We start from the raw sequence: 21,780 nt of genomic DNA on the forward strand, positions 1-21,780 counted from the left end.
TCGGGGCAGTGGCGTACGGTCCGGGAGCGCGATCATGCCCTCCGAGGGTAGTCCAGACGGGGCACGGCGCCCGCGGAACCGGGCGTCGGCGGATCGCGTTGGTACGGGTCGAGGGTCCATTCGCAAAGGGAGAGTCATGGCGTTCAAGAAGCTGCTCGCGAGCCTGGGGGCCGGCGGGGCGTCGGTCGAGACGGTGCTGACCGAGGTCAACGTCGTACCGGGCGGTGTCGTCCAGGGCGAGGTGCGGATCCAGGGCGGTTCCGTCAACCAGGCCATCGAGGGCCTGTCCGTCGGCCTGCAGGCCAAGGTCGAGGTGGAGAGCGGCGACCAGGAGTACAAGCAGGACATCGAGTTCACCAAGGTGCAGCTCGGCGGTGCCTTCGAGCTGCAGGCCGGGGCGGTGCACGCGGTGCCGTTCGGGCTGGAGATCCCCTGGGAGACGCCGGTCACCATGATCGACGGGCAGGCGCTGCGGGGCATGAACATCGGCGTGACCACGGAGCTGGCGATCGCGCGGGCCGTGGACTCCGGCGACCTGGACCCGATCAACGTGCACCCGCTGCCGGCGCAGAAGGCGATCCTGGACGCCTTCATCCAGCTGGGCTTCCGCTTCAAGAGCGCGGACATGGAGCGCGGTCACATCCGCGGCACGCGGCAGCGGCTGCCGTTCTACCAGGAGATCGAGTTCTTCCCGCCGTCGCAGTACCGGGGTCTGAACCAGGTCGAGCTGAGCTTCGTGGCCGACGAGCACGCGATGGACGTCGTCCTGGAGATGGACAAGAAGCCGGGTCTGTTCAGCGAGGGCTCGGACACCTTCCGGTCCTTCCAGGTGGGTCTGAACGACTGGCAGGGGACCGACTGGGCGGCTTACCTCAACCAGTGGCTGTCCGAGGTCGGCAGCAAGCGCAACTGGTTCTAGGCTCGGGAACCGTTGGTTCCAGATCATCGATCAGGAGGTACCGAGGTGACCGAGCTCAAGCGGCGGCCGCTCCCCCACGATTTCCACCCGCCCGTGCCGTCGTTCACGGTGACGAGCGAGGACATCGAGGAGGGTGCGACGCTGAAGGGCGCCCAGGTGCAGTCGGAGGGCAACACCTCGCCGCAGCTGCGCTGGGAGGGCTTCCCGTCGGAGACCAAGAGCTTCGCCGTGACCTGCTACGACCCCGACGCGCCGACCGGCAGCGGGTTCTGGCACTGGGTTCTGTTCGACATCCCGGCCTCGGTGACGGAGCTGCCGGCGGGGGCGGGCGGCGGGAAGTTCGAGGGGCTTCCCGCGGGCGCCGTGCACGCGCGGAACGACTACGGGACGAAGGACTTCGGCGGTGCCGCGCCGCCGCCCGGGGACGGTCCGCACCGGTACGTCTTCACGGTGTACGCCGTGGACCAGGAGAAGCTGGGCCCGGACGCGGACGCCTCTCCGGCCGTCGTCGGCTTCAACCTGCGGTTCCACACGCTGGCGCGCGCCCAGCTCATCGGTGAGTACGAGAACCCCGGGCAGGACTGACTCCGGCCCACGGTTTCCGCCGGGCGTTCATGGAACGTTTGCCCGCCTCCGGTCTTGGTAGTGATCGGAGGCGGGCATTTTTTATTGCGTTGTCCATCCCGGCGCGCCCGTCCAGAGTTGGTCCGGGCCCGCCGGGGGGCGGGCAGGTGCACACGGGAGGTGGGCTGGATGCGTGACACGTTGGTCCTGAACGCGAGTTTCGAACCGCTGTCGACGGTGACCCTGAACCGAGCCGTGGTCCTGGTCCTGCAGGACAAGGCCGTGGTCGAGCAGGCCCATCCCGAACTGCGCCTGCGGGGCGCGCAGGTGGACATTCCCGCGCCCCGGGTGATCAGGCTGTGCCGGTACGTACGGGTGCCGTTCCGAAGACAGGCCCCGTGGTCGCGGCGGGGGGTGCTGGTCCGGGACCGGCACCGGTGCGCGTACTGCGGGCGCCGGGCGACGACGGTGGACCACGTGCTGCCGAGGTCCCAGGGTGGCCAGGACACCTGGCTGAACACGGTGGCCGCGTGCGCGGAGGACAACCACCGCAAGGCGAACCGGACTCCGGAGGAGGCCGGGATGGCGCTGCTCAGGGAGCCGTTCGAGCCGACGCCGGCGGACGCGATGCTGCTGGCCCTGGGCGCCGAGGAGTTGGGGGCGCTTCCCGAGTGGCTCGCCCGGGACGCCGCCTAGTCCTCCGCCGGTTCTCACGCAGGTTCCCCGCGCCCCTGACGGGACGCGGGGAACCTGTGTCCTGAGGAACCGTCAGTCGATCAACGGCTTCTCACGGCGGTCCGTGCCGGACGAGTTGCCGTTGCCCGGCCCGCGGTCGGTGCCGCCGTTGCCCGAACCTCCGCCCAGCGGGCCGAAGTTGCCCATCGCGCCGGACAGGCCCTTGAGGGCGTCGCCGATCTCGCTGGGGACGATCCAGAGCTTGTTGGCGTCGCCCTCGGCGATCTTGGGGAGCATCTGGAGGTACTGGTAGGACAGCAGCTTCTGGTCGGGGTCGCCGGCGTGGATGGCCTCGAAGACCGTGCGGACCGCCTGGGCCTCGCCCTCGGCGCGCAGGGCCGCGGCCTTCGCCTCGCCCTCGGCGCGCAGGATCTGGGACTGCTTCTCGCCCTCCGCGGTGAGGATGGCGGCCTGGCGCGTGCCTTCCGCGGTGAGGATCGCGGCGCGCTTGTCACGGTCGGCGCGCATCTGCTTCTCCATCGAGTCCTGGATGGAGGTCGGGGGCTCGATGGCCTTCAGTTCCACGCGGTTGACGCGGATGCCCCACTTGCCGGTGGCCTCGTCGAGCACACCGCGCAGGGCCGCGTTGATCTCCTCGCGGGAGGTCAGGGTCCGTTCGAGGTCCATGCCGCCGATGATGTTGCGCAGCGTGGTGACCGTCAGCTGCTCGATGGCCTGGATGTAGCTGGCGACCTCGTAGGTGGCGGCCCGGGCGTCGGTGACCTGGTAGTAGATGACCGTGTCGATGTTCACGACCAGGTTGTCCTGGGTGATCACCGGCTGCGGCGGGAACGGTACGACCTGTTCGCGCAGGTCGATGCGGTTGCGGATGGTGTCGATGAACGGGACCACGATGTTGAGGCCCGCGTTCAGCGTCCGCGTGTAGCGGCCGAAGCGCTCGACGATGGCGGCGCTGGCCTGTGGGATGACTTGGATCGTCTTGATCAGGGCGATGAAGACCAACACCACCAGGATGATCAGGACGATGATGACCGGTTCCATCGTCGGTTCCCCGTACCCTTCTCCGCCTCGGCGCCTTCGGCAGATCTCATGACTGTTGAGGATCTTGCTGGTCGAGTCTGACAGACCGTCGCGCTACTCGTGCGTCGTTCCCGGCGAGTTGTCCTCAGATGACGATGGCGGTGGCTCCCTCGATGTCCACCACGTCCACCTCCTGGCCCACTTCGTAGGCGCGGCCGTTGTCGAGGGCACGGGCCGACCAGACCTCTCCGGCGAGCTTGATACGGCCGCCGGCGCCGTCGACCCGTTCCAGCACCACGGCCTGTCTGCCCTTCAACGCCTCGATGCCGGTGGCGAGTTGGGGGCGCTGCCGGCCGTGCCGGGCCGCGATGGGCCGGACGACGGCGATGAGGGCGACGGAGACGACGACGAAGGTGAGGACCTGGATGACCGCGTCGAACCCGAGGCTGGAGACGACCGCCGCCGCGACGGCTCCCACCGCGAACATGCCGAATTCCGGCATCGCGGTGACCACGAGCGGGATTCCGAGCGCCGCCGCGCCGACGAGCCACCACACCCATGCGTCGATGTCGTTCACATGGTCATGGTAGGGCCGGGGGTCGGGCGGCGGACAGGGCGCGCAGGGGAGAGCGCCGGGGTCAGGACAGGGGCAGGCCGTGGGCGGTCCAGCGGTCGCCGACCTGCTCCACGACGAGCGGGAGGCCGAAGCAGAGCGAGAGGTTGCGGGAGGTGAGTTCCAGCTCGATCGGGCCGGCGGCGAGGACCTTGCCCTGGCGGATCATGAGGACGTGGGTGAAGCCGGGGGCGATCTCCTCGACGTGGTGCGTGACCATGATCATCGAGGGGGCGATCGGGTCGCGGGCGAGCCGGCCGAGGCGGCGGACCAGGTCCTCGCGTCCGCCGAGGTCGAGGCCGGCGGCGGGCTCGTCGAGGAGGAGCAGCTCCGGGTCGGTCATCAGGGCGCGGGCGATCAGGGTGCGCTTGCGCTCGCCCTCGGAGAGGGTGCCGAACTTCCGCTCCAGGTAGTCGCTCATGCCGAGGCGGTCGAGGAAGGCGCGGGCGCGCTGCTCGTCGATCTCGTCGTACTCCTCCTGCCAGTGGGCGGTCATGCCGTAGGCGGCGGTGAGCACGGTCTCCAGGACGGTCTGGCGCTTGGGGAGCTTGTCCGCCATGGCGATGCCGGCCATGCCGATGCGGGGGCGCAGGTCGAAGACGTCGACCTTGCCGAGGGTGTCGCCGAGGATGGTGGCGGTGCCCTTGCTGGGGAAGAGGTAGCTGGAGGCGACGTTGAGGAGGGTGGTCTTGCCGGCGCCGTTCGGACCCAGGATGACCCAGCGCTCGCCCTCCTTCACCGACCAGGAGACCTGGTCGACCAGAGCCCGGCCCTCGCGGACCACGGATACGTCCTGAAGCTCCAGAACATCGCTCATGAGCGCGTTGTCTCCCCTTGCTGTGTGGCCGGTCTCGGCTGTCGCGTACGCCTGTGGCTCGGGTCCGCCGCGCCGGTGGGCGCAGCCCTTATGAAATCTACGCCACGAGTGCCCCGCTCCATTCCATCGGTCCGGTCCTTAGGGTGGGGCCATGCTCTCGGAACCGCGTTCAGGACGCCTCGCCGCTTGGGGAAACGCCCTTTTGGCCGGACTTGTCTCTCCGGACGACGCCGTACTCGCCATCGTGGGCGAGGACGCGGTGCACCGGGTGGAGGGGCTGCCCGGGGAGTCCGCGCCGGTCGGGCTCACGCTCGCGCTGGGGCGGCTGCGCGCGCTGGGGGTGGCCGGGCTACGGGTGGCGCTGCCCGCGCCGGGGCATCCGCTGGGGCTGAGCGGCCCGCCGGAGTTCAACGCGCGGGCACTGGAGGCCGAGGAGGCGGTGGTCTGCCACGGGTCGGCGGTCGGGCTGGTGCCCGAGGTGCACGAGGCCGGGCCGGCGGGCGACGTGCACGCCGAGGTGGTGTGGCACGTGCTGCCGGTGCGGCAGGCGCCGCCCGCCGACGTGCCGTCGCTGGGCGAGGCCGAGCGGGAGCTGGCGGAGGGGCTGCGGGAGGCGACCGAGGTGCTGTCGAAGCTGGACGTCGCCGGGGCGGGTCCGGTGGCGGAGGCGGCGATCGACGCGTACCGGGCGCGGGCCGAGCGAGGACGTGAGGTGCTGGCGCCGGGGTATCCGCCGCGGGCGGTACGGGTGCTGGAGCTGGCCCGGCGGGTGGCTCTGCTGGTGTCGCTGGCGTACGACCACGGGCACGGGGGCGCGGTCAGTTCCGCCGAGATGCGGGCGCGGGCCGAGGCGCTGCGGCCGGTCGAGCGGACGGCACGGCGCGCACAGGTCGCGGCGTACAACGCGTTCGTGGAGGAACGGGAACGCGGAGCACGGTGATCCGTGTCCGGGGGCGGACGAGCCGACAGGCCTCCCGGTGGTTCCGGGAGGCCTGGGGTCGCCGGCCGGGCTTCAGTGGTTGAGGCCGAGGTTGCCGAAGGCCGGGTTCAGCACGCCGATGACGTTCACGCTGTTGCCGACCGCGTTGACCGGCACGTGCACCGGGACCTGGGCGACGTTGCCCGAGGCGACGCCCGGGGAGCCGGCGGCCCCGGCGGCCGCGTGGGCACCGCCGTGGGCGGAGGCCAGGCCGGCCCCGGCGGCCACCAGACCACCGGCCGCCATGGTCACGGCCGCTGCCTTCTTCAGGTTCTGCACTGTCATCCCCTCCTGGACGTTCTGCCGCGGTGATCACCGCGGCACGCAGGGAGAACGGACGGGACCACCGGGAGGGTGCGCCGTCCGGGTGACATTCCCACGAGAGTATGAAGGTCGGTCCGGGCCGTGACGCTCCGTGTTGCCGCGGGTGAGGCGTCGGCCGTGCCTCAGCCGGACACGCCGTGGCGTACGGCCCACAGCGCGGCCTGGGTGCGGTCGGCGAGGTCGAGTTTCATCAGGATGTTGGAGACGTGCGTCTTGACGGTCTTCTCGGACAGGACGAGGGCGCGGGCTATCTCCCGGTTGGAGCGGCCGTCGGCGATCAGGCCGAGCACCTCGCGCTCCCGCTCGGTGAGCGAGTTCCCCCTGCCCTGCCCGGTGGTGCCCTCCTCCTGGGAGAGCAGGGCGCCGGCGACCTCCGGCTGGAGCAGGATGTGCCCGGCGTGCACGGAGCGGATGGCGCCGGCGAGGGCGTCGGGGTCCACGTCCTTGTAGACGTACCCGGCGGCGCCCGCGCGCAGGGCCGGGACGACCGTGCGCTGCTCGGTGAAGCTGGTGACGATCAGCACGCGCGCGGGGTTGTCGAGTTCGCGCAGCCTGCGCAGGGCGTCGATGCCGTCCACGCCCGGCATCTTGATGTCCATGAGCACGACGTCCGGGCGCAGCTCCTCGGCGCGCGCGACCCCCTCGGCGCCGTCCGCGGCCTCGCCGACGACGACGATGTCGTCCTGCACCTCCAGGAAGGTGCGCAGGCCCCGGCGGACGACCTGGTGGTCGTCGACCAGCAGCACCTTGATCGGCTCACCCACCGGGGACCTCCATCTCGATCGTGGTGCCCTTGCCGGGCGCCGATTCCACGGTCAGTGTGCCGCCGACCCCGCTCGCCCGGTCCCGCATCGAGACCAGGCCGAGGTGGCGCCCGGCGCTGCGGACGGCCGTGGGGTCGAAACCGCTGCCGTTGTCGGTGACGCACAGGACCGCTCCGTGGCCGCGCCGCCCGAGGCTCACGTCGACCCGGTCGGCGCCGGAGTGGCGCAGGGCGTTGTGCAGTGCCTCCTGGGCGACCCTGAGCAGGGCCTCCTCCTGGGCGGCCGGCAGGGCGCGGAAGCCGTTGGCGGTGAACGTCACGCGCGCGGTGTGGGCGCGGTCGAGGACCTGGGTCTGGGTGCGCAGGGTGGCGATCAGGCCGTCCTCATCCAGCGCGGCGGGGCGCAGCTCCACCACGGCGGCGCGCAGTTCGTCGGCGGCCTCGGCGGCGAGCAGGGCGACCTGGTGCAGTTCGCCCTTGGCGCGGGCGGGGTCGCGGTCGACGAGCGCGGCTGCCGCCTGGGCGGTCAGGCGCAGCGAGAACAGCTTCTGGCTGACCGCGTCGTGCAGCTCGTGGGCGAGGCGGGAGCGTTCCTCCGCGATGGTCAGTTCACGGCTGCGCTCGTAGAGGCGGGCGTTGGTGAGGGCGATCGCGGCGTGCTGGGCGAGGATGGAGAGCAGTTCCTCGTCGTCCTCGGTGAAGCCGCAGCCCCCCTCCGGTTTGGCGCAGCGCTTGTTCGCGAGGAAGAGCGCCCCGATGACCTCCTCGCCGTCCTTGACCGGCAGGCCCAGGAAGTCGGCCAGGTCGGGGTGGGCGCCCGGCCACCCCTCGAAGCGGGGGTCCTTGCGCACGTCGGCGAGGCGCTCGACCTTCGCCTCGCGGAGCATCGCGGCGAGGATGCCGTGCTGACGCGGGAGAGGGCCGATCGCGCGCCACTGCTCCTCACCGACGCCGTCCACGACGAACTGGGCGAAGCCGCCGTGGTCGTCGGGGACGCCCAGGGCGGCGTACTGCGCGTCGAGCAGGTCGCGGGCGGAGGCGACGATCGTCTTGAGGACGTCGCGCACCTCCAGGTGCCTGCTCATGGCCAGCAGCGCGGAGCTCACCGCGGCGAGGCCGGACCGGGGGCCTTGACTCATGTCCTCACGGTACCGGCGGGCCGTGACACCGTGGATCGGCCGCGCGACGGCCTCGCCCCGGTCCGCTGGTCCTAGGGCGGGCGTCGGAGAGGGCTCACGCAGAGCGTTGCGATGGCAACGGAGAGTGAGACGGCCCGATGTGCCGTGTGATGCCGCGCATAGGGCCTGCATCACGTACGACCGGGCATAGGAGATAAACCGCCCCGCATGAACGGGATCGACGGCCCTATCTGTCCTATTTTGCCCTTCCCTGATCCACTATCCCGCTTCGTACGTCACATCGTTGCCTGCGCATTTTGCGCCCGCTAAGAATTGCTTCCGTCGCTCGGCGCCGCGGGTTTCGGTCCCGCGGCGTTCGTGCGGGACGAGCAGATTCTCCCGGCGGACGCACGAGCGACCTCCGCGCTATCCGAAGAGGTCCATCAGCCATGCCCAAGAACTTTTTCACCCGAGCTCATAGTCGTGCGCTGACCAACCGGCGCAAGGTCGCCGTCGCCGGCGTCGCCGCCCTCGGCACCGCCGCCCTGGCCCTGTCGGCCGTCCCGAGCAGCGCCGACACGGTCACCACCGGTGCCCCCGCCGCGGCCTCCCAGGTCGCCACCGGCACCGTCCTGCACAACGTCAAGGGCACGGTCACCGACCAGCTCGCCGCCGACACCGTCAAGCTCGACACCTTCGCGTCGCAGAAGAAGGCCGCCGACGCCGCCGCCGCGCGGCAGGCCGCCGCCAAGCTGGCCGCCCAGGCCGCCGCGAAGAAGGCCGCCGCCGACGCCGCCGCGAAGAAGGCCGCGCAGCAGCACGCCGCCCAGGCCGCCGCCGGCCGCTCCGTCGTGCGCCCGCAGATGCAGACCGTCGCCGCGAAGACGTACGCCAACAACCTCGACGGCTGGATCCGCCAGGCCCTGGACATCATGAAGTCCAAGAACATCCCGGGCAGCTACAGCGGCCTGCACCGCAACATCATGCGGGAGTCCTCCGGCAACCCCCTGGCCATCAACAACTGGGACATCAACGCCATCAACGGCATCCCGTCCAAGGGCCTGCTGCAGGTCATCCCGCCGACCTTCCAGGCCTACCACGTGACGGGCACCTCCTGGAACATCTACGACCCAGTCGCGAACATCACCGCCGCCGCCAACTACGCGGCCCACCGGTACGGCTCCATCGACAACGTCAACAGCGCGTACTGAGGCCCTGGCGCGGGACCTCTGCGACGTAACGCCGAAGGGCGGCACCCCATCTCGGGGCGCCGCCCTTCGGCGTCGTACCGGCGCGGTGCCGGCACCGATCACTTGCGCATGACCTCCGGCTCGTGGCGGCGCAGGAAGCGGGCCACGAAGAAGCCGCAGAGCACACCGAGCGCGATCAGCGCGATCATGTCCCCGGCCCAGGCACCCACCGTGTGGTTCCACAGCGGGTCGTCGTCGCCGGCGGTCTCCGGCGGGCTGATCCGGTTGAAGTCCAGCGTGGCGCCGGACGCGGCGACCGCCCAGCGGGACGGCATCAGGTACGAGAACTCGTTGACGCCGACCGTGCCGTGCAGGGCGAACAGGCAGCCGGTGAAGACGACCTGGATGATCGCGAACATGACCAGCAGCGGCATGGTCTTCTCGGCGGTCTTCACCAGCGAGGAGATGATCAGGCCGAACATCATCGCCGCGAAACCGAGCCCCATGATCGGCAGGGACAGCTCCAGCAGGGTGGCGTGCCCGAGGACCAGGCCCTTCTCCGGGATCTCGCGCCTGCCGAAACCGATGACGCCGACGAGCAGTCCCTGGAAGCCGGTGATCACGCCGAGCACGACCACCTTCGACATCAGGTACGCCGACCGGGACAGGCCCGTGGCGCGCTCCCGCTCGTAGATCACCCGTTCCTTGATCAGCTCGCGGACGGAGTTGGCGGCACCGGCGAAGCAGGCGCCGACGGCCAGGATCAGCAGCACGGTGGTGGCCGTGCCGTTGGGCACGATCTGGCCGGTCTGCGGGTTGGGGCCGTTGGGCAGCAGGCCGCGGTCCGGGTGGATCAGCAGGCTGACCGAGCCGATGACGGCCGGCAGCAGCACCATCAGGGCCAGGAAGCCCCGGTCGGAGGCGATGACCGACACGTAGCGCCGCACCAGGGTGACGAACTGGGAGAGCCAGCTCTGCGGCTTGGGCGGCCTGATCGCCTGCATCGGCGGCATCTGGACCGCCTGCGGGGCGACCGAGTCCACGTCCGCGGCGTACATCTGGTAGTGCTGCGAGCCCTTCCAGCGGCCCGCCCAGTCGTAGTCGCGGTAGTTCTCGAAGGCGGAGAAGACATCGGCCCAGCTGTCGTAGCCGAAGAAGTTCAGGGCCTCCTCCGGCGGGCCGAAGTAGGCGACCGCGCCGCCCGGCGCCATCACCAGCAGCTTGTCGCACAGCGCCAGCTCGGCCACCGAGTGGGTGACGACGAGGACCGTACGGCCGTCGTCGGCGAGGCCGCGCAGCAGCTGCATGACGTCGCGGTCCATGCCCGGGTCGAGACCGGAGGTCGGCTCGTCCAGGAAGATCAGCGACGGCTTGGTCAGCAGCTCCAGGGCCACCGACACGCGCTTGCGCTGGCCGCCGGAGAGCGAGGTGACCTTCTTGTCCTTGTGGATGTCGAGCTTCAGCTCGCGCAGCACCTCGTCGATGCGGGCGTCGCGCTCGGCCGCCGTGGTGTCGGCGGGGAAGCGCAGCTTCGCCGCGTACTTCAGGGCCTTCTTGACGGTCAGCTCCTTGTGCAGGATGTCGTCCTGCGGGACCAGACCGATGCGCTGGCGCAGCTCGGCGAACTGCTTGTACAGGTTCCGGTTGTCGTACAGGACCTCGCCCTGGTTGGCGGGCCGGTAGCCGGTGAGCGCCTTGAGCAGGGTCGACTTGCCGGAACCGGACGGTCCGATCACGGCGACCAGCGACTTCTCGGGTACGCCGAAGGAGACGTCCTTCAGGATCTGCTTGCCGCCGTCGACCGTGACGGTCAGGTGGCGGGCGGAGAAGGAGACCTCACCGGTGTCGACGAACTCCTCGAGGCGGTCGCCGACGATCCGGAACGTGGAGTGGCCGACGCCGACGATGTCGCTCGGGCCGAGCAGCGCCGAGCCGCCCTTGGCGATCGGCTGGCCGTTGACGTACGTGCCGTTGTGCGAGCCGAGGTCGCGGATCTCGAAGCGGCCGTCGGGCGTGGCGTGGAACTCGGCGTGATTGCGGGAGACCTGGAGGTCGGAGACGACCAGGTCGTTCTCCAGGGCACGGCCGATGCGCATGACACGGTCGAGCCCGAACTGGTGGAACGTCGTCGGGCTGCGGTCGCCGTGCACCGGCGGCACCCCGGCGCCGCCCCCGGGCGTCTGCGCGTACGGCTCGGCCGCGCCGGCCTGCTGCTGCGGGAACCCCGGCTGCTGCTGCCAGTCCGGCTGCGGCGCCTGCTGGTGCGCGGGTGCCTGGTGCGGCACGGCCTGGTGCGGCGCGGCCTGCTGCGGCACGGCCTGCTGATGCGCCGGCGCCTGCTGCGGGAGCTGTTGCGCCCACTCCGGCGCGCCGGTGCCCTGGGCCGCGTACGGGGCCGCCGTCTGCGGCTGCTGGGCCGGGCCGCCGACCGGCGCGGTGGCCGCGGACAGGTTCAGCCGCGGTCCGTCGGTCGCGTTGCCGAGGTGCAGCGACGAGCCGGGGCCCAGCTCCATGCGCTGGATCCGCCGGCCCTGCACGTACGTGCCGTTGGTGCTGCCATGGTCCTCGATGACCCAACTGCGGCCGTCGAAGCTGACCGTGGCGTGCCGCCAGGAGACCCTGGCGTCGTCGAAGACGATGTCCCCCTGCGGATCGCGTCCGAGGATGTATGCCCTGGACGGATCAAGTGTCCAGGTACGTCCGTGTGTTTCGAGTACGAGTTCCGGCACTCCATGCCCCACTGAGTTGTCCCCCGAATTGCCCCCGTCGCGGGGAGTCTAGGGATGTCGAACATCGTGGGGAACTATTTCAGGCTCGGCCCCCTGACCGAAACCCGGCCCTCGCCGCAGCGGAGCCGGCTCCCCGGACCTGCCGTCGGGAGCGACCCGTGGGACCCTCGTGGTGGGGCCGGCCGGCTCCGTGTCCGTCAGGCGGACCTCGGCGGCGGGAGGCACTGGGTGCCGGATACGGTGGTGACACCATGAGCGCTTCGCAGACCTCCGCTTCGCAGACCTCCGAGGTCCCCACCCTCCTCGTCAAGATCTTCGGCAAGGACAGGCCGGGCATCACGGCCGGGCTGTTCGACACCCTTGCCGCCTACCTCGTCGACGTGGTCGACATCGAGCAGGTCGTCACCCGGGGCCGCCTGGTGCTGTGCGCGCTGATCACGCAGCCGCCGGCCGGCCTGGAGGGGGATCTCAGGGCCACCGTGCACAGCTGGGCCGAGTCGCAGAAGATGCAGGCGGAGATCATCTCCGGGCACGGCGACAACCGTCCCCGCGGTCTGGGGCGCTCGCTGGTGACCGTGCTCGGCCACCCCCTCACCGCCGAGTCGACGGCCGCCGTGGCCGCGCGGATCGCCAAGGTGGGCGGCAACATCGACCGTATCTTCCGGCTCGCCAAGTACCCGGTGACGGCGGTGGAGTTCGCCGTCTCCGGTGTGGAGACCGGGTCCCTGCGCACGGCCCTGGTGTCCGACGCGGCGGCACTGGGTGTCGACATCGCGGTGGTCGCGGCGGGCCTGCACCGGCGTGCCCAGCGGCTGGTCGTCATGGATGTGGACTCGACCCTGATCCAGGACGAGGTCATCGAGCTGTTCGCCGCGCACGCCGGCTGCGAGGACCGGGTCGCCGAGGTGACGGCCGCGGCGATGCGCGGGGAGCTGGACTTCGAGCAGTCGCTGCACGCGCGGGTGGCGCTGCTGGAGGGCCTGGACGCGTCGGTGGTGGAGAAGGTGCGCGAGGAGGTCCGGCTGACCCCCGGCGCGCGCACGCTGATCCGTACCCTCAAGCGCCTCGGCTACCAAGTGGGCGTCGTCTCCGGCGGATTCACCCAGGTCACCGACGATCTGAAGGAGCGGCTGGGCCTGGACTTCGCGCAGGCCAACACCCTGGAGATCGTCGACGGGAAGCTGACCGGCAAGGTCACCGGCGAGATCGTGGACCGGGCGGGCAAGGCGCGTCTGCTGCGCCGGTTCGCCGCGGAGGCCGGGGTGCCGCTGTCGCAGACGGTGGCGATCGGCGACGGCGCCAACGACCTGGACATGCTGAACGCGGCCGGCCTGGGTGTGGCCTTCAACGCCAAGCCGGTGGTGCGCGAGGCCGCGCACACGGCGGTGAACTTCCCCTTCCTCGACACGGTCCTCTACCTGCTGGGCATCACCCGGGAAGAGGTCGAGGCCGCCGACATGCACGACGAGGACTGAGCGGGGACCGGACCCCGTCCGGCCACCGGCAGGGCCCGGCACCCGTGCGGGTGCCGGGCCCTGCCGTCGTCGGCGCGGCCGTCGCGGCGGCGGGCCGGTCGGCGGGTCAGTCGGCGGGTGCCCAGTAGTCCGTGAGCCTGGCCGTGGCGGGCTCCAGGCTCTTCCAGGGGCCGTCGAAGGTCAGCAGGGCGAAGGCGGCGGCGGGGAAGCCCCGGCGGTTCATCCGCTCGCGGACGTCGTCCTCGGCCGAGGCCGCCAGAATGTCGGCCAGGCCGTGCACGCCGGGGTTGTGGCCGATCAGGATGACGTGGCGCGCCTCGTCCGGGAGCTCGTTGAGCACGGCGATCAGCTCGCCGGGCGAGGCCTCGTAGATCCGCTCCTCGTAGACGGTTTTCGGCCGGTGGGCCAGCTCGTGCACGGCGAGCTTCCAGGTCTCGCGGGTGCGGGTCGCCGTGGAGCACAGGGCCAGGTCGAAGGCGATGCCGGTGTCGGCCAGCTTGCGTCCGGCGACGGCGGCGTCCGTGCGGCCCCGCTCGGCGAGCGGGCGCTCGTGGTCGGGGACCTGGGGCCAGTCGGCTTTCGCATGCCGGAAGAGGACGATCCTGCGGGGTTCTGCGACGCTCATGGCACCCAGCTTCGCATGAAACAGGCCACCCGGCGCAGGGAGTTGACATGCGGGTTCACCGCGTGGGGGCGCTTGCCGTCAGCGCGCGAGGAACTGCTGGGCGCGCTCCAGCAGGCGCGCTATCGCCGGGTCGCCGCCGGCGGCGTGGGCGTCGGCGGGGTCCAGGACGAGGGCGAGCAGCACGAGGAACGCGAGGGCCGGCAGGGCGAGCGCCCACCAGGGCAGTCTGCTGTCGACGCCGCCCGTGGTGGCCGGGTGGGGCCGGGAGTGGACGCGGGTCGGCATGGTCGCCTCCGTGGGGCTTCGAGCGGATCCGGGACCGCCGGGTGCGGTCACCTCTCGAAACTACGGAATGCGGGGCCGTCGGCCCATCCGGGCTTCCACCCAGTCGACCCTGAGCCTTTCCCCCTAGGGGATGGGGGGCCCGCCCCACCTCCCGCGGGGAGGAAGGCCGCCGTCAGGGGGACGCGAGGGTCGCCACGATGGCGATGATCACGAAGATGGCGAGGAACGAGCCGAAGACGAGCAGCAGCTTCTTCTGGCCGTTTCGCGGGTTCGGGTCGAGCACAGGCTGCATGGGCCCAGTCTCGCACCCCGGCTGCCGCACGGCGGCGCCGGGGCACCCGCCGGCGGGTCAGCGTGTCGCCTCGTCCTCCACCGTGCGGTCGCGGCCCGCCAGGAAGCCCACCGCCATCTGCGGCACCATGAGGGTCGCCATGAGGGCGATCGGCAGCCCCCAGCCACCGCTCCGCTGGTAGAGCACACCGACCAGCAGCGGGCCGGGGATGGAGATCAGATAGCCGGTGCTCTGCGCGAAGGCGGACAGCTGGGCCACGCCCGGACCGCTGCGGGCCCGCATGCCGACCATGGTCAGCGCGAGCGGGAAGGCGCAGTTGGACACGCCCAGCAGCAGCGCCCAGGCCCAGGCGCCGCCGGCCGGGGCGAGGTACAGCCCGGCGTACCCGGCGAGGCCGCAGACGCCCAGGACGAGCACGATCGGCCCCTGGTGGGGCAGCCGGGTGGCGACCCGCGGGATGACGAAGGCCAGCGGCACGCCCATCACCATGGTGACGGCGAGCAGCACGCCCGCGGTGCCCGCGGGGACGCCGGCGTCCCGGAAGATCTGCGGCATCCAGCCCATGGTGACGTAGGCGGCGGTGGCCTGGAGGCCGAAGAAGGCGGCGAGCGCCCAGGCGGTGCGGCTGCGGGTGATGCGCAGCGGCGCGTGCTGCGGGGCCGCCCCGCGCTCGCGTTCCGTCTCGCGGGCCGTCCCGCGCTCGCGCTCCGGCTCCCGGGGCCCGGCGGTGCCGCGGTGGCGGACGAGCGGCAGCCAGGGCAGCACGGCCGCGGCGGCCAGGGCGGCCCACACGGCGAGGCCGTCTCGCCAGCCGCCGCCCAGGGCGTCGGTCAGCGGGACGGTCACCGCGGCGGCGACGGAGGTGCCGAGGGCGAGGGCCATCGAGTACAGGCCGGTCATGGAGCCGACCTTGTCGGGAAAGCAGCGCTTGACGATGACCGGCATCAGGACGTTGCTGACGGCGATGCCCATCAGGGCGAGCGCGCTGGCGGCCAGGAATCCGGCCGTGCCGCCGACGTAGGGCCGCACGAGCAGGCCGGCGGTGATGGCGGCCATGCCGGCGCACACCACGGCGGCCGGCCCGAAGCGGCGGGCCAGGCGGGGCGCCGCCACGCCGAAGACGGCGAAGCACAGCGGGGGGACGGAGGTGAGCAGGCCGGCCACGCCGCCGCTCATGCCGAGCCCGTCGCGGACCTCCTCCAGGAGGGCGCCGAGGCTGGTGATGGCCGGGCGGAGGTTCAGCGCGGAGAGCACGATGCCGACGACGACCAGGCGCATCGCCCACGCGCGCGGGCGGTGCGCGCCGGGTTCCGTCTCCTGCGGGCGCGGCACGCCGGACGTACCGCCTCCGGCGGGCGGTGTCGCCGTACGGGTGGGCACTGCGCGGGTTTCCTCACTAGCCATGGACCCATCATAGAATCATGGGATGATTGGTTGTCCATGCCCGAGGAGTCCGCGCCCGGGCCCGTCGTGCGAAGGTGGGCCATGCCCTTGAGCCACCCGCGCCGGTCGGCGCTGTCCGAGCAGGTCATCGCCGCGCTGCGCACGCAGATCACCTCCGGCGAGTGGCCGGTCGGCTCCCGCATCCCGACCGAGCCGGAACTGGTCGAGCAGCTCGGTGTCGCGCGCAACACCGTCCGCGAGGCCGTCCGCGCCCTCGCGCACAACGGTCTGCTGGACATCCGCCAGGGCTCGGGCACGTACGTCGTGGCCACCAGCGAGCTGGCCGGCGTGATGCACCGCCGCTTCGCCGGCGCCGATCCGCGGCACATCGCCGAACTGCGGTCGACGCTGGAGTCGGCCGCGGCGAAGCTGGCCGCCGAACGGCGCACCGAGAAGGACCTCAAGCAGCTGGACACGCTGCTGGGGCGGCGCGAGGAGGCCTGGGAGACCGGTGACGCGGAGGCGTTCGTGACGGCCGACGCCACCTTCCACCTGGCCGTGGTGGCCGCCTCCCACAACGACGTGATGACCGCGATGTACGCCGATCTCGGCGAGGTGCTGCGGGAGTGGCTGCGCGCCGACGTCGGGGCGGAGCTGACGCCGGAGACGCACATGGACCACGCGCGTCTGGTCGACGCGATCCGCGCGGGCGACACGCAGGCCGCCGCGGCGGAGGCCGCGAGCTATCCGTTCCTGTGCGACCGGGGCCGGTTCACCGCGCCCTTTGGTGGCTGATCCAGACCGAGCGGACCTCCTTCCAGCAGCGGCCGGTGAGCCGTACGGTCATGGCGGGCCCGGCGTCCACCGGGGCGCTGTCGGTGTCGATGTCCCACCAGCGGTCGCACTCGATGTGCAGCCGCACCCGGTCGGTGTCGACGTAGGGGTTGTGGCAGTAGGCCACCACGTGGGAGCCCCGGACGGCCGTACGGCAGGAGGCGCCGAACCGGCTCTGCGCGGGCGGCTTGCCGTCGCTCACGCGCGCGTGGGACAGCGCGTCGTACGGCAGGGAGAGGACGACGGCGAGGGCCACGGTCACCGGGGCCAGGCTGCGGGACAGGCGCACAAGGGGACCTCCTCGGCCGGGCTGCGGAGGGACGTGCGGGGAAGGCGTAATCCAGCGTGCGCCGTCGGCGCTGCGGCGGCCCGGCCGGTGAGCCGAACGGGTGACGCCCCGCTCCCCGCGCGGCGGGGAACGGGGCGTCGGTACGGTCCCGGGGGCCCGTCAGGCGCCGATGGCGTGCAGACCGCCGTCGACGTGGATGATCTCGCCCGTGGTCTTCGGGAACCAGTCGCTCAGCAGGGCGACGACACCGCGGCCGGCCGGCTCGGGGTCGTTCAGGTCCCACTCCAGCGGGGAGCGGTTGTCCCACACGGAGGCCAGCTCCGCGAAGCCCGGGATGGACTTGGCGGCCATGGAGCCGATCGGGCCCGCGGAGATGAGGTTGCAGCGGATGTCCTGCTTGCCCAGGTCACGCGCCATGTAGCGGTTCGTCGCCTCCAGGGCGGCCTTCGCCGGGCCCATCCAGTCGTACTGCGGCCAGGCGTACTGGGCGTCGAAGGTGAGGCCGACGACCGAGCCGCCGTTCTGCATCAGCGGCAGGCAGGCCATGGTCAGGGACTTCAGGGAGAACGCCGAGACGTGCATGGCGGTGGCCACCGACTCGAACGGCGTGTTCAGGAAGTTGCCGCCGAGCGCGTCCTGCGGGGCGAAGCCGATGGAGTGGACGACGCCGTCGAGGCCGCCCAGCTCCTCGCCGACGACGTCGGCCAGGCGCGCGAGGTGCTCCTCGTTCGTCACGTCCAGCTCGATGACCTTGGCCGGCTTCGGCAGCTTCTTGGCGATGCGCTCGGTCAGCGTGGGCCGCGGGAACGCGGTCAGGATGATCTCGGCGCCCTGCTCCTGGGCGAGCTTGGCGACGTGGAATGCGATGGAGGACTCCATCAGCACACCGGTGACCAGGATGCGCTTGCCCTCGAGAATTCCGCTCATGGTGTTCAGTGACCCATTCCCAGTCCGCCGTCAACCGGAATGACGGCTCCAGTGATGTACGAGGCGTCGTCCGAGGCGAGGAACCGCACCGTCGCGGCGATCTCCTCGGGCTGCGCGTAACGGCCGAGCGGCACCTGCGCGACGATGCTCTGGCGCTGCTCGTCGCTGAGCACCTTCGTCATGGCGGTGTCGACGAAGCCCGGCGCGACGACGTTGAAGGTGATGTTGCGCGAGCCCAGCTCCCGGGCGAGGGACCGCGCGAAACCGACCAGGGCTGCCTTGGAGGCGGCGTAGTTCGCCTGCCCCGCCGAGCCGAGCAGACCGACCACGGACGAGATCAGGACGACCCGGCCCTTCTTGGCGCGCAGCATGCCGCGGTTGGCGCGCTTGACGACCCGGAAGGTGCCGGTGAGGTTGGTGTCGATGACCGAGGTGAAGTCCTCCTCGGTCATGCGCATGAGGAGCTGGTCCTTGGTGACGCCGGCGTTGGCGACCAGCACCTCGACCGGGCCGTGCTGCTCCTCGATCTCCTTGTAGGCCTGCTCCACCTGCTCCGGGTCGGTGATGTCGCACTTGACGGCCAGGAAGCCGGCCGGCGGCTCACCCGAGCGGTACGTGATCGCGACCTTGTCGCCGGCGTCGGCGAACGCGCGGGCGACGGCGAGGCCGATGCCCCGGTTGCCTCCGGTGACGAGAACCGAGCGGCTCAACGGATCACCCTTTCGATAGCGGTCCTGCATGTCCGCCCGGACTCCTGGATGACAGGCGGCTTCACCGGAAACCTATCGGTAGCGCCGCGCGGGGGGACAAGCGGGCACCGACAGTGGCTCACGGGAGACCCTGTGGGGTTCCTACAGTCCGGCCGTTCCCCGGCGGGCTCCCGTCGCCGCCCGCGCGTGGGGAGATACTGGCACACGCACCGACAGCGGGACCGCGACAGCGACAGCGACAGCCGAAGGGATGCCCACCCGTGCCCCATGACATCGATCAGTCGTTCCTGGCACTACCCCTGCGCGCCCTCGCCGACGCGGCGCTCGCGCGGGCGCGGGCGCTCGGGGCCGAGCACGCGGACTTCCGGTTCGAGCGGGTGCGCAGCGCGTCCTGGCGGCTGCGGGACGCCAAACCCGCCGGCTCGTCGGACACCACCGACCTCGGGTACGCGGTCCGGGTCGTGCACGGGGGCACCTGGGGTTTTGCCTCCGGGGTGGACCTGACCATGGACGCCGCCGCCCGGGTCGCCTCGCAGGCGGTGGCCATGGCCAAGCTGTCCGGGCAGGTGATCCGGGCCGCCGGCTCCGAGGAGAGGGTCGAGCTGGCCGCCGAGCCGGTGCACGCCGACCGGACGTGGGTGTCGTCGTACGAGACCGACCCGTTCTCGGTGCCGGACGAGGAGAAGTCGGCGCTGCTCGCGGAATGGAGCAACCGGCTGCTGGCGGCGAACGGCGTCGACCACGTCGACGCCTCGCTGCTCACCGTGCACGAGAACAAGTTCTACGCGGACACGGCCGGGACGGTCACCACCCAGCAGCGGGTACGGCTGCACCCGCAGCTGACCGCCGTCTCGGTCGACGAGTCGAGCGGTGAGTTCGACTCGATGCGGACCCTCGCCCCGCCGGCGGGGCGCGGCTGGGAGTACCTGACCGGGACCGGCTGGGACTGGGACGGCGAGCTGGAGCGGATCCCGGAGCTGCTCGCCGAGAAGATGCGGGCGCCGAGCGTGGAGCCGGGCCTCTACGACCTGGTGGTCGACCCGTCCAACCTGTGGCTGACCATCCACGAGTCCATCGGCCACGCCACCGAGCTGGACCGCGCCCTCGGCTACGAGGCGGCCTACGCCGGCACCTCCTTCGCCACCTTCGACCAGCTGGGCAAGCTGCGGTACGGCTCCGAGCTGATGAACGTCACCGGCGACCGCACCGCCGAACACGGCCTCGCCACCATCGGCTACGACGACGAGGGCGTCGAGGCGCAGTCCTGGGACCTGGTGAGGGAGGGCACGCTCGTCGGCTACCAGCTGGACCGGCGGATCGCCCGGCTCACCGGGTTCGAGCGGTCCAACGGGTGCGCGTACGCCGACTCGCCGGCGCACGTGCCGGTGCAGCGGATGGCCAACGTGTCCCTGCGACCGGATCCGGCCGGGATGTCGACGGAGGACCTGATCGGGGGCGTCGACCGGGGCATCTACGTCGTCGGCGACCGCTCGTGGTCGATCGACATGCAGAGGTACAACTTCCAGTTCACCGGCCAGCGCTTCTTCCGGATCGAGAACGGGCGGATCACCGGGCAGCTGAAGGACGTCGCCTACCAGGCCACGACCACCGACTTCTGGGGCTCCATGGCGGCCGTCGGCGGACCGCAGACCTACGTCCTCGGTGGTGCCTTCAACTGCGGCAAGGCCCAGCCGGGCCAGGTGGCCGCCGTGTCGCACGGGTGCCCGTCCGCCCTCTTCAGGGGCGTCAACATCCTCAACACCACGCAGGAGGCCGGCCGATGAGCGCCCGCACCACGAAGCCGCACGAGATCGTCGAGCAGGCGCTCGCGCTGTCCCGGGCCGACGGCTGCGTCGTCATCGCCGACGAGCACTCCACCGCCAACCTGCGCTGGGCGGGCAACGCGCTCACCACCAACGGCGTGACCCGGGGCCGTACGCTCACGGTGATCGCGACCGTGGACGGCAAGGAGGGCACCGCGTCCGGTGTGGTGTCCCGGTCCGCGGTCACCGCCGGGGAGCTGGAGCCGCTGGTGCGGGCCGCGGAGGCCGCCGCGCGCGGTGCCGGGCCCGCCGAGGACGCGCAGCCGCTGGTCGGCGGGGTGCCGGAGTCCCCCGACTTCACGGACGCGCCCGCCGAGACCTCCTCCGCCGTGTTCGCCGACTTCGCCCCGGCGCTCGGCGAGGCCTTCGCCCGCGCGCGTGCGGGCGGGCGGGAGCTGTACGGCTTCGCCAACCACGAGCTGGTGTCGACGTACCTGGGGACGTCCACCGGGCTGCGCCTGCGGCACGACCAGCCCACCGGCACGCTGGAGATGAACGCCAAGTCGCCGGACCGTACCCGCTCGGCGTGGGCGGGCCGGTCCACCCGGGACTTCAAGGACGTCGACCCGGGCGCGCTCGACGCCGAGCTGGCCGTACGGCTCGGCTGGGCGGAGCGGCGCGTGGAGCTGCCCGCCGGCCGCTACGAGACGCTGGTGCCGCCGACCGCCGTGGCGGACCTGCTGATCTACCAGCTGTGGTCGGCGTCGGGCCGGGACGCGGCCGAGGGCCGGACGGTGTTCTCGAAGCCCGGTGGGGGCACGCGGGTCGGTGACAGGCTCAGCGAGCTGCCGCTGACCCTGCGCAGCGACCCGGACGAGCCGGGCCTGGAGTGCGCGCCCTTCGTGGTCGCCCACTCCTCCGGCGGCGACCAGTCGGTGTTCGACAACGGGCTGCCGGCCCACGCCACCGAGTGGATCTCCGGGGGCGTGCTCAAGCACCTGACCACCACCCGGCACAGCGCGGGCCTGACCGGGCTGCCGGTCGCCCCGGCGCTGGGCAACCTGATCCTGGACGGCGGCGAGGACCGTTCCCTGGAGGAGATGGTCGCGGCCACCGGGCGCGGGCTGCTGCTGACCTGCCTGTGGTACATCCGCGAGGTCGACCCGGCCACGCTGCTGCTGACGGGCCTGACCCGGGACGGCGTCTACCTCGTGGAGGACGGCGAGGTGACCGGGCAGGTGAACAATTTCCGGTTCAACGAGTCGCCGGTGAACCTGCTGGGCCGGGCGACCGAGGCCGGGCGGACGGAGAAGACGCTGCCGCGGGAGTGGAGCGACTGGTTCACCCGGGCCGCGATGCCCGCGCTGCGCGTCCCCGATTTCAACATGAGCTCTGTCAGCCAGGGCGTATAACCTCGTAGGCGTTCGTGGTCGGGTGTCACCCGGCTGCCCGAAGATCATCAAGG

Annotated in this window: 23 protein-coding genes; 9 read left to right on the forward strand and 14 right to left on the reverse strand. The window is 71.7% G+C overall.

Annotated elements, in window-relative coordinates:
- Positions 1-136: 136 nt before the first annotated feature.
- The 3 genes from IE312_RS28135 to IE312_RS28145 all read left to right on the forward strand — a co-directional run bounded on the left by IE312_RS28135 (position 137) and on the right by IE312_RS28145 (position 2,179).
- Positions 137-919, forward strand: coding sequence for a sporulation protein (locus tag IE312_RS28135; RefSeq protein ID WP_030347107.1), 783 nt, complete (start codon positions 137-139; stop codon positions 917-919).
- A gap of 45 nt (positions 920-964) precedes the next feature.
- Positions 965-1,504: a YbhB/YbcL family Raf kinase inhibitor-like protein gene (locus IE312_RS28140; RefSeq protein ID WP_189985110.1), complete on the forward strand. Its 540-nt coding sequence runs from the start codon at positions 965-967 to the stop codon at positions 1,502-1,504.
- Between the two features lie 168 nt (positions 1,505-1,672).
- Entirely contained in the window at positions 1,673-2,179 is a 507-nt protein-coding gene (locus tag IE312_RS28145) for an HNH endonuclease (RefSeq protein ID WP_189985111.1), read from the forward strand.
- 72 nt (positions 2,180-2,251) lie between these two features.
- Here IE312_RS28145 and IE312_RS28150 read toward each other — a convergent pair whose 3' ends face one another.
- The 3 genes from IE312_RS28150 to IE312_RS28160 form a co-directional block, all read right to left on the reverse strand.
- Positions 2,252-3,220: an SPFH domain-containing protein gene (locus IE312_RS28150; protein WP_189985112.1), complete on the reverse strand. Its 969-nt coding sequence runs from the start codon at positions 3,218-3,220 to the stop codon at positions 2,252-2,254.
- A 124-nt stretch (positions 3,221-3,344) separates the two neighbouring features.
- Positions 3,345-3,776, reverse strand: a complete 432-nt coding sequence (locus IE312_RS28155) for an NfeD family protein (RefSeq protein ID WP_189985113.1) — start codon at positions 3,774-3,776, stop codon at positions 3,345-3,347.
- 61 nt (positions 3,777-3,837) lie between these two features.
- Positions 3,838-4,629, reverse strand: coding sequence for an ABC transporter ATP-binding protein (locus tag IE312_RS28160; RefSeq protein ID WP_189985114.1), 792 nt, complete (start codon positions 4,627-4,629; stop codon positions 3,838-3,840).
- Positions 4,630-4,780: 151 nt separating this feature from the next.
- Between IE312_RS28160 and IE312_RS28165 the strand changes: the two genes are divergently transcribed.
- On the forward strand, positions 4,781-5,569 hold the full coding sequence (locus IE312_RS28165; RefSeq protein WP_189985115.1) for an Rv1486c family protein: 789 nt from the start codon (positions 4,781-4,783) through the stop codon (positions 5,567-5,569).
- Positions 5,570-5,641: 72 nt separating this feature from the next.
- Here the strand turns inward: IE312_RS28165 and IE312_RS28170 are convergent, their stop codons facing one another.
- The 3 genes from IE312_RS28170 to IE312_RS28180 all read right to left on the reverse strand — a co-directional run bounded on the left by IE312_RS28170 (position 5,642) and on the right by IE312_RS28180 (position 7,834).
- Complete coding sequence (locus tag IE312_RS28170) at positions 5,642-5,887, reverse strand: chaplin (protein ID WP_189985241.1); 246 nt, start codon at positions 5,885-5,887, stop codon at positions 5,642-5,644.
- A 167-nt stretch (positions 5,888-6,054) separates the two neighbouring features.
- Positions 6,055-6,696, reverse strand: coding sequence for a response regulator (locus IE312_RS28175; RefSeq protein WP_189985116.1), 642 nt, complete (start codon positions 6,694-6,696; stop codon positions 6,055-6,057).
- Positions 6,689-7,834 (reverse strand): GAF domain-containing sensor histidine kinase, encoded by a 1,146-nt coding sequence (locus tag IE312_RS28180; RefSeq protein ID WP_189985117.1) that lies wholly within the window; start codon positions 7,832-7,834, stop codon positions 6,689-6,691. Before IE312_RS28180 ends, IE312_RS28175 begins: the two co-directional genes overlap by 8 nt.
- Positions 7,835-8,262: 428 nt before the next feature.
- Here IE312_RS28180 and IE312_RS28185 point away from each other — a divergent pair, with 428 nt between their 5' ends.
- A complete protein-coding gene (locus IE312_RS28185; protein ID WP_189985118.1) occupies positions 8,263-9,024 on the forward strand; it encodes a transglycosylase SLT domain-containing protein in 762 nt (253 codons plus the stop codon).
- A 98-nt stretch (positions 9,025-9,122) separates the two neighbouring features.
- Here IE312_RS28185 and IE312_RS28190 read toward each other — a convergent pair whose 3' ends face one another.
- The gene (locus tag IE312_RS28190; protein ID WP_189985242.1) at positions 9,123-11,732 is read right to left on the reverse strand and encodes an ABC transporter ATP-binding protein/permease; all 2,610 of its coding nucleotides are present in this window, start codon (positions 11,730-11,732) and stop codon (positions 9,123-9,125) included.
- 251 nt (positions 11,733-11,983) lie between these two features.
- On the opposite strand from IE312_RS28190, the gene serB reads away from it, so the two are divergent.
- Complete coding sequence (serB, locus tag IE312_RS28195) at positions 11,984-13,207, forward strand: phosphoserine phosphatase SerB (protein ID WP_189985119.1); 1,224 nt, start codon at positions 11,984-11,986, stop codon at positions 13,205-13,207.
- 106 nt (positions 13,208-13,313) lie between these two features.
- On the opposite strand, the gene IE312_RS28200 is transcribed toward serB, so the two are convergent.
- From IE312_RS28200 to IE312_RS28210, 4 genes are all read right to left on the reverse strand, one after another.
- A complete protein-coding gene (locus IE312_RS28200; protein WP_189985120.1) occupies positions 13,314-13,832 on the reverse strand; it encodes a SixA phosphatase family protein in 519 nt (172 codons plus the stop codon).
- A gap of 78 nt (positions 13,833-13,910) precedes the next feature.
- A complete protein-coding gene (locus tag IE312_RS28205; protein WP_189985121.1) occupies positions 13,911-14,117 on the reverse strand; it encodes a hypothetical protein in 207 nt (68 codons plus the stop codon).
- A 172-nt stretch (positions 14,118-14,289) separates the two neighbouring features.
- Entirely contained in the window at positions 14,290-14,409 is a 120-nt protein-coding gene (locus tag IE312_RS43845) for an SGM_5486 family transporter-associated protein (RefSeq protein ID WP_268254361.1), read from the reverse strand.
- Between the two features lie 57 nt (positions 14,410-14,466).
- The gene (locus IE312_RS28210; RefSeq protein ID WP_189985122.1) at positions 14,467-15,813 is read right to left on the reverse strand and encodes a CynX/NimT family MFS transporter; all 1,347 of its coding nucleotides are present in this window, start codon (positions 15,811-15,813) and stop codon (positions 14,467-14,469) included.
- Positions 15,814-15,894: 81 nt separating this feature from the next.
- On the opposite strand from IE312_RS28210, the gene IE312_RS28215 reads away from it, so the two are divergent.
- On the forward strand, positions 15,895-16,587 hold the full coding sequence (locus IE312_RS28215; RefSeq protein ID WP_189985123.1) for a FadR/GntR family transcriptional regulator: 693 nt from the start codon (positions 15,895-15,897) through the stop codon (positions 16,585-16,587).
- Here the strand turns inward: IE312_RS28215 and IE312_RS28220 are convergent.
- From IE312_RS28220 to fabG, 3 genes are all read right to left on the reverse strand, one after another.
- Positions 16,565-16,915 (reverse strand): hypothetical protein, encoded by a 351-nt coding sequence (locus IE312_RS28220; RefSeq protein WP_189985124.1) that lies wholly within the window; start codon positions 16,913-16,915, stop codon positions 16,565-16,567. The two genes, IE312_RS28215 and IE312_RS28220, sit on opposite strands and share 23 nt — an antisense overlap.
- Positions 16,916-17,074: 159 nt before the next feature.
- Positions 17,075-17,842, reverse strand: coding sequence for an enoyl-ACP reductase FabI (fabI, locus tag IE312_RS28225; RefSeq protein ID WP_189985125.1), 768 nt, complete (start codon positions 17,840-17,842; stop codon positions 17,075-17,077).
- A gap of 5 nt (positions 17,843-17,847) precedes the next feature.
- Positions 17,848-18,552, reverse strand: coding sequence for a 3-oxoacyl-[acyl-carrier-protein] reductase (fabG, locus tag IE312_RS28230; RefSeq protein ID WP_189985126.1), 705 nt, complete (start codon positions 18,550-18,552; stop codon positions 17,848-17,850).
- A gap of 260 nt (positions 18,553-18,812) precedes the next feature.
- On the opposite strand from fabG, the gene IE312_RS28235 reads away from it, so the two are divergent.
- Positions 18,813-20,336, forward strand: coding sequence for a TldD/PmbA family protein (locus tag IE312_RS28235; protein ID WP_189985127.1), 1,524 nt, complete (start codon positions 18,813-18,815; stop codon positions 20,334-20,336).
- A complete protein-coding gene (locus tag IE312_RS28240) occupies positions 20,333-21,727 on the forward strand; it encodes a metallopeptidase TldD-related protein (protein WP_189985128.1) in 1,395 nt (464 codons plus the stop codon). Before IE312_RS28235 ends, IE312_RS28240 begins: the two co-directional genes overlap by 4 nt.
- Positions 21,728-21,780: the final 53 nt, after the last annotated feature.

The organism is Streptomyces capoamus, from assembly GCF_014654935.1.
In the GTDB taxonomy this organism is placed as follows: domain Bacteria; phylum Actinomycetota; class Actinomycetes; order Streptomycetales; family Streptomycetaceae; genus Streptomyces; species Streptomyces capoamus.